At 68.5% G+C, this 11412-nt stretch carries 11 protein-coding genes and 3 pseudogenes; 7 read left to right on the top strand and 7 right to left on the bottom strand.

Translation table 11 applies throughout. The features are described 5' to 3' along the window. On the top strand, positions 1-304 hold a 304-nt coding region (locus GA0115254_RS31265; RefSeq protein WP_370740972.1), incomplete at its 5' end, for a WD40 repeat domain-containing protein. A 77-nt stretch (positions 305-381) separates the two neighbouring features. On the opposite strand, the pseudogene GA0115254_RS31260 reads toward GA0115254_RS31265, so the two are convergent. After that, positions 382-1218: pseudogene (locus GA0115254_RS31260) on the bottom strand (IS5 family transposase). Positions 1219-1324: 106 nt separating this feature from the next. Beyond that, positions 1325-1468: a hypothetical protein gene (locus GA0115254_RS44830; protein WP_176740374.1), complete on the bottom strand. Its 144-nt coding sequence runs from the start codon at positions 1466-1468 to the stop codon at positions 1325-1327. Between the two features lie 196 nt (positions 1469-1664). Between GA0115254_RS44830 and GA0115254_RS31255 the strand changes: the two are divergent. Beyond that, a pseudogene (locus GA0115254_RS31255) lies at positions 1665-1910 on the top strand (IS5/IS1182 family transposase); the annotation flags it as partial. A 67-nt stretch (positions 1911-1977) separates the two neighbouring features. Here the strand turns inward: GA0115254_RS31255 and GA0115254_RS31250 are convergent. Continuing rightward, entirely contained in the window at positions 1978-2421 is a 444-nt protein-coding gene (locus GA0115254_RS31250; protein ID WP_093898636.1) for a winged helix-turn-helix transcriptional regulator, read from the bottom strand. Positions 2422-2551: 130 nt separating this feature from the next. Here GA0115254_RS31250 and GA0115254_RS31245 point away from each other — a divergent pair, with 130 nt between their 5' ends. Then, the gene (locus GA0115254_RS31245) at positions 2552-3424 is read left to right on the top strand and encodes an aldo/keto reductase family oxidoreductase (RefSeq protein WP_093898635.1); all 873 of its coding nucleotides are present in this window, start codon (positions 2552-2554) and stop codon (positions 3422-3424) included. Positions 3425-4317: 893 nt separating this feature from the next. Here the strand turns inward: GA0115254_RS31245 and GA0115254_RS47275 are convergent. The 3 genes and pseudogenes from GA0115254_RS47275 to GA0115254_RS31230 all read right to left on the bottom strand — a co-directional run. Further along, a pseudogene (locus GA0115254_RS47275) lies at positions 4318-4506 on the bottom strand (glyoxalase); the annotation flags it as partial. Between the two features lie 96 nt (positions 4507-4602). Beyond that, a complete protein-coding gene (locus GA0115254_RS31235) occupies positions 4603-5352 on the bottom strand; it encodes an NAD-dependent epimerase/dehydratase family protein (RefSeq protein ID WP_218105593.1) in 750 nt (249 codons plus the stop codon). 338 nt (positions 5353-5690) lie between these two features. Then, positions 5691-7484, bottom strand: a complete 1794-nt coding sequence (locus GA0115254_RS31230) for a flavin-containing monooxygenase (protein WP_093898633.1) — start codon at positions 7482-7484, stop codon at positions 5691-5693. 198 nt (positions 7485-7682) lie between these two features. Here GA0115254_RS31230 and GA0115254_RS31225 point away from each other — a divergent pair, with 198 nt between their 5' ends. Continuing rightward, positions 7683-8702 (top strand): SMP-30/gluconolactonase/LRE family protein, encoded by a 1020-nt coding sequence (locus GA0115254_RS31225; RefSeq protein ID WP_093898632.1) that lies wholly within the window; start codon positions 7683-7685, stop codon positions 8700-8702. 12 nt (positions 8703-8714) lie between these two features. Here the strand turns inward: GA0115254_RS31225 and GA0115254_RS31220 are convergent, their stop codons facing one another. Further along, positions 8715-9299, bottom strand: a complete 585-nt coding sequence (locus GA0115254_RS31220; protein ID WP_093898631.1) for a TetR/AcrR family transcriptional regulator — start codon at positions 9297-9299, stop codon at positions 8715-8717. A gap of 698 nt (positions 9300-9997) precedes the next feature. Between GA0115254_RS31220 and GA0115254_RS31210 the strand changes: the two genes are divergently transcribed. The 3 genes from GA0115254_RS31210 to GA0115254_RS31200 form a co-directional block, all read left to right on the top strand. Then, entirely contained in the window at positions 9998-10198 is a 201-nt protein-coding gene (locus GA0115254_RS31210) for a hypothetical protein (protein ID WP_093898630.1), read from the top strand. Positions 10199-10361: 163 nt separating this feature from the next. Further along, the gene (locus GA0115254_RS31205) at positions 10362-10574 is read left to right on the top strand and encodes a transposase (RefSeq protein ID WP_093898629.1); all 213 of its coding nucleotides are present in this window, start codon (positions 10362-10364) and stop codon (positions 10572-10574) included. A 276-nt stretch (positions 10575-10850) separates the two neighbouring features. Next, positions 10851-11412, top strand: a 562-nt coding sequence (locus tag GA0115254_RS31200) for a DUF7691 family protein (RefSeq protein WP_093898628.1), incomplete at its 3' end; no start/stop codon positions are given.

Below are 11412 nucleotides of genomic sequence, written 5' to 3'. Positions count from 1 at the left end.
GTCACCGGCAGCGATGATGGGGATGGTACGGGTGTGGGACCTGGCCACTGGCCGGCCCGTGGGCGAGCCCATCACTGGCCACACCGACCGGGTGTTGGCGGTGGCGACGGGCGTGGTGGAGAGCCGCTTGGTCGCCGTCACCGGTAGCGACAACAAGACGGTGCGGGTGTGGGACCTTGCTACCAGTCAGCAGGTCGGACCGGAATTGGTGTTTCCCGCAGCGGTGCACGCCGTGGCCGTCACCTCGGATGGCCGACTGGTGGTGGGGTTCGGCTGTGAGGTGGCAGTCCTGGCCCCCTCCTGACCAGCCCCACACACGACATACCCCTGGGCACCTGCCACGCGGAGGCCGAAGCCCGGGGGCGTGTCGGCATCAGCTGTTCAAAGGCGGTTGCGGGGTCGGGTGTGCCAGCGGTGCGTGGTCCACACCCGGCGGATAAGGCTGCGGACGGTGATGATCGCATCGGCAAGGTCGAAGAGCGCGTCAATAACCTTTGCACGACGCTCGTGGCAGCGGGCGAGACGGTGGAATGCGTTCTGCCAGAGTGCGTTCCACATGCCACCGCCCGCCGGCCTGGATCGGCGCCTTCTCACCTTTGCGGGCGATCTGCCCGTGCAGGCGACGTTCGCCGAGCAGGGTGCGAGTGACGGCACTGTCGTAGCCGGCGTCAAGGTGCACGGTGATGCCGTCGCGCAGCGGTCCGAGGGCGGTCAGCAGGTCCAAGGTCGAGGCGAGCAGGGGTGAGTCGTGGTGGTTGGCCCCGGCCAGGATGCGGCCGAGAGGGATGCCGTATCCGTCCACCAGGCCGGAGCGTTTCAGCCCTTGCTTGCCCGGTCGACCGGCGAGCGCCCCGCGACCTCACCACCCCCAGGCGCCTTGGTGATGCATCCGTCGACGGCGATCTCGTCCAGAACCAGCCCGACCATCCGGTCGTACGCCTCCAGCGCGAGCTGTTTCAGCCAGGCGAACGCGCCCAACCGGATCCACTCATCCCGGCGGGCCCGGATCGTCGTGGCCGAACAGGCCGCATCCGCTATCGCCTGGTAGGAGCAGCCGAACCGCAGGAGTTGCAGCAGCTTGTCGAAGACGACCCGGTCACCGACACGGCGCCGGTGACAGCCCAGCGGATGCCCCGGATCGAAGACCGGCCGCTTCGGCAGCAACGTCGCGAACTGCTCCCACAACGGCTGACTCAGCCACGAAGGCAGAACAGGCACAAACCCCCCTCAGTGATCACGGAAAGTCACCACTCCATGATTATCGAGAGCAGTCCCGGTTCTCGCTACAGGGATCCCCAACCCGCCTATCCGCGTAGGTTCTTAGCTAGGCGAACTGCGCGCCGTCGGCCGCGAGGTGGACGCCGAGTTCCTGGCGTACGTCTCCCCGGTGGATGCCGCGGCCGGTGATGGCGCACCAGCACACCGGCAGCAGCTGGAGGTAGCCCCGCCCGGACAACGGCAGCGGCACGTTGCGATGTGCCGGTTTGGTGTCGGTGGGTGGGTGTCAGTGACGGTATGTCAGGCCGGGGTGTTCTCGCTGTCCGGGCCTTGGGTGGGGGAGAGGTGACTGCCGTGGGGCGGTGCATGCGAGGAGCACTGCTGTCATGGGGCGGGACACCTCGCTCCGTGCCGCTGTCTCGGGAACGGTACTTCTGATCCTTCCAGGCCTGCACGGTCGCATCGCGCACAAGGGCGAGAAGGCGCCGATCCAGGCCGGCGAGCGGTGGCACGTCGAGCGCACGCACGCCTGGCAGAACGCCTTCCACCGACTTGCCTGTTGCTACGAGCGCCGTGCGACTGTCGCCAACGCCTTCTTCGACCTCGCGGACACGATCACCGCCGTTCGTAGCCTGATCCGCCGGGCCTGGACCACCCACCGCTGGGACCACCGCCCCAAACGACGCCCGTGACCACCCGTCCATCTGCCCGGCCTCTTACACGCAGACTATTCCCGCTGATCGGCAACCTTGGTGTGGTTCAGGCGCCGCGGGTGTCGTAGGTCTCGCGGTTGGCCAGCACGTCGTCCATGTGAACCTCGGCCCATGCCTTGAGGCCGCGCATCATCTCGTACAGCGACAGGCCGAGATCGGTCAGCTCGTAGGACACCGTGACCGGCACGGTCGGCACCACGGTGCGGGACACCAGGCCGTCGCGCTCCAGGGAGCGCAGCGTCTGGGTGAGCATCTTCTGGCTGACGCCGGCCAAGAGGCGCTGCAGCTCTGAGTAGCGCATCATCCGGGGCCCGCCGGCGCAGTCGGCGCCGGGCTGATGCGCGCTGTCGCTGCCGAGCGCGGCCAGGATCAGCGCGACCCACTTGTCCGAGATCCGGTCGAGCAGCTTGCGACTGGGGCAGGCCGCCACGAAGGCGTCGTACTCCACCTTGGCCTGTGCCCTTTGCTGAGCTGCCGTCATCGTCGCCATGGACCATTCCTCTCACCCGTGGGTGCCCTACGCACCTCGAAGTGCCTACTTCCCAATAAGAATCTACGCACCAATAGTGGTGCAAGGCGCCGCTAGGCACCATCCCCTGGCTCCACACGAAAGGCACACCATGAGCACCCCCTCCGCCTCGCTTCCCGGCGGCGCCTGGACCCTGGGCGACCTGACCGTCACCCGGTTCGGCTACGGCGCCATGCAGCTCGCCGGCCCCTGGGTCATGGGTCCGCCCGCCGACCGCGAGGGCGCACTCGCCGTTCTCTGCGAGGCCGTCGGCCTCGGCATCACCCACATCGACACCGCCGACGCCTACGGGCCGCACATCACCAACCAGCTGATCCGCGAAGCGCTGCACCCGTACTCCGACTCGCTGCACATCGTGACCAAGGTCGGCGCGACCCGCGACGAGGAGGGAGGCTGGCCCCCGGCACGCAAGCCTGAAGAGCTGCGCCGGGCCGTCACCGAGAACCTCGAGAACCTCGGCCTCGACACGCTGGACGTGGTCAACCTTCGGCTCGGCGACGCCCAGGGCCCCGTGCCCGGTTCGCTCGCGGAGGCGTTCGGGGCGCTCGTCGACCTCCAGCGGCAGGGCCTCATCCGGCACCTCGGCGTGAGCAACGCGACGGCGGAACAGGTCGCCGAGGCACGCTCGATCGCGCCGATCGTGTGCGTGCAGAACATGTACAACCTCGCCCACCGCCACGACGACGACCTGATCGACGAGCTCGCAGAGCAGGGCATCGCCTACGTGCCCTTCTTCCCCCTCGGCGGCTTCAGCCCGCTGCAGTCCTCGGCACTCACGGCCGTAGCCGCCCGGTTGGACGCGACGCCCATGTCGGTCGCCCTGGCCTGGCTGCTGCAGCGGTCGCCGAACATCCTGCTGATCCCCGGCACCTCATCGGTGGCACACCTGCGCGAGAACGTCGCCGGCGCGGGACTCCCGCTGTCCGACGACGATCTCGCCGAGCTCGATAAGATCGGCCGCTAACCCTACGGCGCTCACCAGCGGCTGGGGCCGGATCGACCGCGGGACGCTCGGGCAGCAGCGCCGCGAATTGATCCGCAGGTCGGTCAGCTTGCCGGAAGAACGGGCACAGGCCTCCCCGGTGATCACAGAGCGTCGCAATTCCATGATCACGGACACCTGTGCCCGCCTCACTGCCTGGACGCCACACCCGCCTATCTGCGCGAGCTCTTAAAGCTCTGAGGTGTCTGCCCGGTCCTCGCCCACACGCGTCGGGATGGGCGAGGACCAGGCGGAGCGACCGGAGATCAGTCCCGGAAGGGGCAGCCGTTGTGCGGGTGCTGGTCAGCGGGCGCGGCCGGGACCGGCACCAGGACATGGATCGCGGGCCGGACGGTGACCTTCGCCAGACGGGCGGGGCGGGCGACGGGGCGGCGCAGGGTCAGGCCGCGCGTCGCGAACGCGGGGAGGAGGGCGAGCCCGGCCGCGACGGCGGGGCAGGATGACGAAGCTGGGATCGTCCGCAGGGTGCTGCGGGGGCCGGGAGGTGCTGAGGCCGGGCGGCCTGTGAGGGCTTCGGCCGCCGACGAGGCAGCCGAAGCCCAGGGCAGGGCGCCGGGGGGTACGCAGAAGGCCGGCTCCCGGTTCTTCGGGGTCCGGCCTTCTGCGCGTTGGTGTGTCAGCTTCCGTCGGTCGAACCCGACGTTGGAGACGTCACAGCAGGTGTGAGTACTGCTGCTCGAGACGCCTTCCGGTTTCGGTGTCGATGGCCGTCCGATCCGGGCGGAACTCGATGGTGCGGGGCCCGGGCATCCGGCTTCCAGCGGGAGCCTCCGACCATGACCGACAACCGGACCGCCTGGTAGAGGTCCTTCACAGGGACCTTTACTTCCAGCTCGATCGGCATGGGGAACTGCCCTTGCTGCGCGCTCCGCGGCGAGATGGGTGACGAACTGGTGCCCGTGCAGGTTCCAGTCCACCCAAGTCTCCGCGCTGCGGCCCTCTTCCAGTCCCAGTACGGCACCGTAGAACTGGCGGGCGGAGGTCAGGTCGTCGACGGGCATGGCGAGGTGGAACCGCAGGATCGGCGAGTCGAGAACTGTCATGGCGCTGCCTTCCTGGTGGGACCGCAAGGAGATGTGCGAAACCCCAGCCGCAGGCGTCGCCTGTAGCTGGGGTGTGCTTCACGTGACCGTCGTCGCTCAGGGCTGGTCGTAGTGGCCGGCTGCGATCTCCTCGACGAGCGAAGGGCGGGAGGGCTTCCAGCCCAGGACCTCGCGCGCCTTCTGCCCGGATGCCGGCTGGTCGAGCAGAAGCGCTTCACCGAAGGCCCCGAGCCGCTCTGTCGTCGCGGCAGCCGTCTCGGGCGCGACACGGCCTTCGAGGCCGCGACGGCGGCTGGCCGCCTCACCCAGCTCGCGCACGGTCGGGTTGACGCCGCTGGCCCCCACGTAGCGGTGGCCGGCCTCGCAGCGTTCGAGGACGGCCACGTACAGCTCGGCGAGGTCGTCGACGTGGACCGTGGTCCAGTGCTGGGTGCCCGGGCCCACCAACTGGAGGACTGGTGCGTCGCCGGTCTGTTCGGCGGCGGTGACGACGTTGGGAATGCCCTTGCCGTAGCCGTACACGATGGCGGGCTCGATGAGCGTGGAGCGGACGCCGGGGGCGGCGAGGAGCCGGGCGTCGGCCTCGGGGTGCCAGGCCACGATGGTGGAGGCGTCGAACGTTGACTCCTCGGTGATCTGGTCGCTGTTGCCGTAGACCCAGATGCCGCTGGTGTGGATGAAGGTGCCGCCTTCGCGCAGGCCCTCGATGGCTGCCTCGGAGAAGTTGATGCCGGCGGTCCCGCTGTACTGGTCGCCCGGGGAGGCGCTGGTGATCACGGCGTCGGCGTCGGCGGCGAGGCGGCGTACCGCCGGCGAGGGTGTGAATGCCTGGACGACGGTGCGCACGCCTTCATCCACGCACAGCGCGCCGAGGGCGGCCACATCGCCACCGGCGGCCGCGGCACCCCTATACCTTCAATTCCAGCACTCCCGGCCAGGGTGCAGTGGACAGCCGTACCGTGCGCACGCTGAGCAAACGTCTTCGCCTGTTCTTCCCCGACGTACAGTTCACGATCGAACATGCCTGGCGGGGCTTCATCGGTGTCACGCGTGACCGGTGCGCCAGGATCCACTTCGATCCGTGCACGCAAGGCCTCCGCCCTGGCCCACCTGCCCTCGGCGCACCGGTTCCCGGTGGTGGCTGGCCGACGGCGGCACCCGGCGCGCCGCGTGCCTGGCCCGGGTCAAGGGCGCGTCGCGGTTCTGGGCCGGAGGACCTCGTCCATGGACCCCTTGCGCCAGTCCGCCAGAAGTTGGTGGAAGGCGACGGCGCCGTGCGGGTAGGCGGTTGGGCCGTTCGGCCGGCCGAGTCCTTCGCGGTTGTAGTAGCCAGGCGTGCACTCAGCGTGGAACCACTCGTGGTCGGGCGCGTCCTTGGCCAGGAGGGCTATCCAGGCGTCCTCGGTATCGGGAGACGGTTCGACGAGTGCGTTCGCGGCTTCGGCTGCCGCGACGAGGGCTGCGGCGTGGGTCGCCTGTTCGTCCAGGATGTGGGTGAAGTTGACGCTGCTGGCGTTCTGGAAGGATCCCATCTGGATCAGGTTCGGGAAGCCGTGCAGGGTGCGCGGGCCGTGCTGTGCCCAGGTGTGCAGTAGTTGGGTGCCGCTCCGGCCGTGGACGGGGAGTTTCCCAGAGTGGATTCCTGAGGAACCGACGAAGAATCCTGTGGCGAAGATCAGGCAGTCGATTTCGAGGATGTTGTTGTCCACTACGACACCGCGTTCGGTGATGCGCTCGATGCCATGGGTGTCGGCGGTGTCGATCAGGGTGACGTTGTCGCGATTGAACGCGGCGTAGTAAGTGTCGGAGAAGGTGGGCCGCTTGCAGGCATACCGGTACCAGGGCTTGAGCTTCTCCGCCGTGTCCGGGGCGGTGACGGTCTGCTCGACGCGGGAACGGAGCTCGTTCATCTTGGCGGCATCGGCGGCCTCATAGGCGGCTTCGAACGCTTTCCGGTCGCCGTGGCGGCGGAAGCTCGGCAGCAGTTTCTCCAGGAGGCCTGCCGAGGCGGTCCACTGGTCGGCGACGAGGTCCTGCTCCTCCGGTTCACCGGAGACGATGCGCAGGTAGTTCTCGCGGCGTTCGTGTGCCCAGCCGCTGCGGTCGGCGCCGACGTCCCGCGCGGTGGTGCGGCGGTTGGCGCGTACGTCCACGGTGGAGGGTGTGCGCTGGAAGACGTAGAGGTGCGCGGCGTCCTGTGCCAGTTTCGGGATGACCTGGACGCCGGTGGCTCCGGTGCCGACGACGCCGACCCTCTTGTCCGCGAGGCCGATCATGCCGCCTTCCGGGGTTCCGCCGGTGTAGGCGTAGTCCCAGCGGGAGGTGTGGAACGTGTGTCCCTTGAAGTCCTCGACGCCGGGTATCCCGGGGAGCTTGGGGTTGGTGAGGGTGCCGGTGGCGTTGATCACGTACGCGGCCCGGATCATGTCGCCGCGGTCGGTCGCGACGGCCCACGTCTCGGACGCCTCGTCCCAGGTCAGCGACGTCACACTGGTGGAGAACAGGGCATCGGGGTAGAGGTTGAACTTCCGGGCGATCCTCATCGCGTGGCGGCGGATCTCCTGGCCGGGCGCGTACTTCCACTCCGGTACGTAACCGGTCTCGTCGAGCATCGGCAGGTAGACGTGCGACTCGATGTCGCAGTGGACGCCCGGGTACCGGTTCCAGTACCAGGTGCCGCCGAAGTCGCCGCCCTTCTCGATGATCCGGACGCGCTCCACACCTTGTTGCCGCAGTCGCGCTCCGGCGAGGATGCCGCCGAATCCGCCTCCGATCACGGCTACTTCGACAGTGTCGTGGAAGGCCTCGCGCTTGGTCGGCCCCTTAATGTACGGATCAGCTGCGTAGTAGCCGAACTCGGCCTCGGTGCCCTGGTACTGGCTGCTGCCGTCGGGGCGTACGCGGCGTTCCCGTTCGACGTGGTACCGCCGCCTCAGCGCGGCGAGTTCTTTGTGGTTCGGTTTATGACGGGGTGTCATGTGAGCCTTCGCTCCCGCAGGTTGGGCCGCTGCGGAGCGAGCGGCCGGACCGCTACGGTAACAACTACCGGACAGCGCTGTCCGGTAGGAGGTGCGTGCGTACTGTGAAATCCGGCCATCGTGCTTTCGCCCTCGGGGCGACTGCGATCTGTTCGGAAGGCGGTGCTCGCACACAACGGACAGGAAGAGTGATCTCTCATGCAACAACTCCCGATTCGACCCCTGGCGGTGCTTGTCGCGGTTGGCGCGCTGATTCTGACCGGATGTGGCACGGAGGCGGGCGCACCCGGCGACCGGGCGCCTTCCTCCGGGGAAGGCAGGACGATCCGCGCACACAAGCTCATGCAGCTGACTCAGCCGCATGAGGAGTCCGGGATGACCCTGCTGGAGGGGCCGGTCTTCGACGAGGACGGCCGTCTGTTGGTCGTCGACGTCACCGCGCCCGAAGGCAAGCCCAAGGTGATTCGTGTCAACGTCGAGAACAAGACGTTCCGGTCGGTGCGGTCTGAGGGGCAAGCGGCTTACACCTCGGCCCAGTTCAGCCCGTACGACGATCGCCTCTATCTCACCGACTTCGCCCACGGCGAGGTGGTGAGCCTGGCCTCGGACGGCACCGATGTGCGGACTTTCTTCTCCGGCGAGATCGACGGGGCGCGGATGAACCCCGACGACCTCGCCTTCGACCAGGAGGGCAACCTGTACGTCAGCGACTCACGGGGCCTGTTCGAGGGCGAGGCGCACGGACGCGTGGTGCGCATCAGTCGCGACGGCACGAAGGCCACCGTGCTGGCAGGGGGGCTGGCCGCGCCGAATGGGATCTCGTTCGATGCGGATTACCGCGGGCTGTGGTTCAGCGAGCTCACCGAGAACCGGATCTCCTACCTGCGCCTGGACAGGGACGGCAGGGTGACATCCCGGCACACGGCGATCCGCGTCGATGGCGGGATCGCCCAGACGGACTCGATCACCGTGGACGCGGACGGCAACCTCTACCAGGGGCTGCACGGCCGGCCGGCGATGGCGGTGTACGACCGGTACGGTGAGCACCTGGGCACGGTCGAACTGCCAGGGCGGAGTGAGGGTCTGGAGTCGGCGACGAACGTGGCCATCACGCCCGGCGGAACGAAGGCGTACATGACCGTCAGTGGGCCCGCAGGCGGGTACCTGTACACCTTCGAGGCGCTCGCGAAGGGCATCCGGCAGTCCAACGGCGGCTGATCCTCGCTGCGTTCACCCTTCGAAGGGGTGCACCGGTCCCACCTCGACGTCGAGCAGCCGCCAGGCGGCCCGCGCCTGGCGCTCCCGTTCCTCACGAGTGGGGCCAGTGACGGCGGCGGAGACCATGGCGACCGCGAGTTCCAGGTCGTCCTCGTTCAGCCGGTGGTCCTGCGGCAGGTGTGCCCGCAGGCTGTGCTGGACCCGCTCGGACAGGGCCGACGCCTGCTCCCGGAAACCGGAGCGGCCGCCCGCCTGGTCACGGTGGAGGAGGCCGATGAAGGCCGCTGATTCCGTGAGGTGCCACGTCAACACCCCGAGGAGGTCGGCGAAGGTCGCGGTTTCGGCCTCGGCCGCCTGCTCGACCTGCCGCACGTTCTCCTCCAGGACTGCCTTCACCAGTGCGGTCCGGTCGGGGAAGTGCCGGTACAGGACGCCCTGTCCGACCCCGGCCCGGCGGGCGATGGCGGACAGCGGCGCATTCAGACCGTGCTCCGCGTAGATCACCCGGGCGGCGGTGATCAGGGCGGCCCGGTTGCGGGCGGCGGCCTTCGGCCCTTGGTTCGCAGGGCGCCGCGCGTCCGGCCGGGTGTGCTCCATCACTCGGGCAGAGTACCTCCCGGCCGTGGTGGACCCAGGAGATGTGTTTCTTCAGGTTCCGACCGCCGACTTGTCGTGCTCGACAATCGCGGAGGCGGCTTCCCGGCCGCCGTTGCCCTGGCGCATGGCGGGGATGAGCGGCGGATGCCCCCCGGCGACGGATGCAGAGGCGGCAGGGGACGATGTCCGGCGCGACACGGGATGTCGGGCACGAGCAGATGCTGCTTGAGTCGTCATACCTTCCTGAACCAGCGGGGCGGACGGCGCAAGGGTGCCGTCCTGGAACGCAGTGCCTACTACGTCCTGCTGTGCCGTATCCGGGTACAGGGGCCGACGACCACCGGAGAACTCAGTGAGGCGTTCGGTCTCGACGCCTCACCCCTGGACCGTCCGACCATCGCGGCCCCGTCGGCGGCGCGGCCCGCTGATCCGGAAGAAGGCCTTCACTCTCAAAGCTGGCATGTTCGACTTCTCTTCGACGGTGACGTTCCGGCCGGATGGGAAAGCCGTGACCGTCAGCTCCCTCCTGGGGACGGTGGCCGTCCCGTCCGGCAAGATCCTCGTCCGCGGCACCCCGGACTTGCACCTCGACGGCTTCTGCCCCGACAGTGAATCGGCCTACAGCAACCCGACCAGCGAACAGAGCAACTTGACCTTTCTTAACCCGCAGACTCTGAGCCCCCAGGGGGTGGCCCTGAATGTCGGCCATCTCGCCCCAGCTGACGACCTTCACCCGCGACGACTCCACCCTCGTCACCCTGGATGACGACGGAGTGTTCCGGACCCACATGGTCTCGCCTACCCAGCTCGTCCATGAGCTGTGCGCCATGTCGGGCGGCCTGACCGAGAGGGAGTGGAAGACCCATATCCCCGACGTCCCGTACCACAAGACCTGCTGATGACGGCAGCGTCGCCCCTACGAGGGCAGCGAGCGCAGCCAGTGGATGGTTGTTCTTCGTCGTCTTGCCACTGCCATGATCGGGCACCTCGCCGTGGGGACTGCTGCACGGATAAGTGACACCTGACCTGGCTTGCTGAGAGGCGGCCTGGAAGGATGTTGCAGTGCCCAAGCCGTATCCGAAGGAGTTCCGCGAGGACGTCGTGCGGGTCGCGCGCAACCGTGAACCCGGCGTCACGCTGGAACAGATCGCCGCCGACTTCGGCGTCCACCCGATCACGCTGTCGAAGTGGCTGCGCCGTGCCAACACCGATGAGGGCGGCAGGCCCGGCCCCGGCGAGGTCACTGCGCAAGGGTGCCACCCGCCCACCGCGTGATCTCCTGCGGTGTTGCTGCACCCTGCCGTCAGAGCCACACCGCCAGACGTTCCTGGTACGGACGATCGCCGCGTCGCGGTAGCGCAGTTCGGCGCAGACGCAGAAGAGGAGCCGGGCCTCGGCCATGGTGGCGCTGTGGAGATGTTCGCGTTCTCTGCTGGGGAGGTCGACTTCCCACACCGGTTCGGGGCGCGGAGCGGGTCGCGCAGGTAGGCGCGGGCCGATGGGGACGGCGCCGTCCGGCGGGGTGTCAGTCGTCCTTGGCACCATGGCGCCATGAGCCACGGGATCTCCTACTCCACTGCCGACCAGGCCGACGTCCTTGCCTTCCTGGGCAGCAACGGCAACCTGACCGCAGATCAGCAATACCGCCTTGAGAACATGCGGAACTCCGCCCGTGCGCGGCAGACCGGTCCCGACCACCAGGACGTCGAATGGGGTCTGACCGTCCCGGAAGCGCTCGACCACCTCCTGGCCGGGCACACGTCCTCGAAGGCCGAGCGCGCGGGAAACGCCTATCACGCCGCACTGCAGATCGTTATTGACCACAACGCCTGCGACCCTTACACCCTGGGCACCTACGCGGATCCCCCCACGCTCTTCGGCCTGGTCGACCAGGAGCTGCGCCGCCTGGGTGTGCCGGGCGACCTGCTGCCCGGCGAATACCTCTTCGGCGGGCTGCCGGACGGCTTTCCCGGCATACCGCGCCCGGTGGACGGGTACCCGGCCATCGGCCACCTGCCGCTGGACAGGGCCAAACCCGCCGCGGACGCCTATGGTGACGTCCTGGCCCGCCTGGCCCCGGACTTCTGGGCCGACGTCCAAGCTTGGCGTTTAA

The sequence above is a fragment of the Streptomyces sp. Ncost-T10-10d genome, assembly GCF_900091955.1.
Lineage (GTDB): Bacteria > Actinomycetota > Actinomycetes > Streptomycetales > Streptomycetaceae > Streptomyces.
Note: the sequence above shows the minus strand (reverse complement) of the source record. Positions and strands in the feature narration are given on the sequence as shown.

Excerpts from the sequence above, each read along its gene's own strand:
- GA0115254_RS31250 (WP_093898636.1), bottom strand. The coding sequence starts at position 2,421 with ATGGCGACGATGACGGCAGCTCAGCAAAGGGCACAGGCCAAGGTGGAG.
- GA0115254_RS31245 (WP_093898635.1), top strand. The coding sequence starts at position 2,552 with ATGAGCACCCCCTCCGCCTCGCTTCCCGGCGGCGCCTGGACCCTGGGC.
- GA0115254_RS31230 (WP_093898633.1), bottom strand. The coding sequence starts at position 7,484 with ATGACACCCCGTCATAAACCGAACCACAAAGAACTCGCCGCGCTGAGG.
- GA0115254_RS31225 (WP_093898632.1), top strand. The coding sequence starts at position 7,683 with ATGCAACAACTCCCGATTCGACCCCTGGCGGTGCTTGTCGCGGTTGGC.
- GA0115254_RS31220 (WP_093898631.1), bottom strand. The coding sequence starts at position 9,299 with ATGGAGCACACCCGGCCGGACGCGCGGCGCCCTGCGAACCAAGGGCCG.
- GA0115254_RS31210 (WP_093898630.1), top strand. The coding sequence starts at position 9,998 with ATGTCGGCCATCTCGCCCCAGCTGACGACCTTCACCCGCGACGACTCC.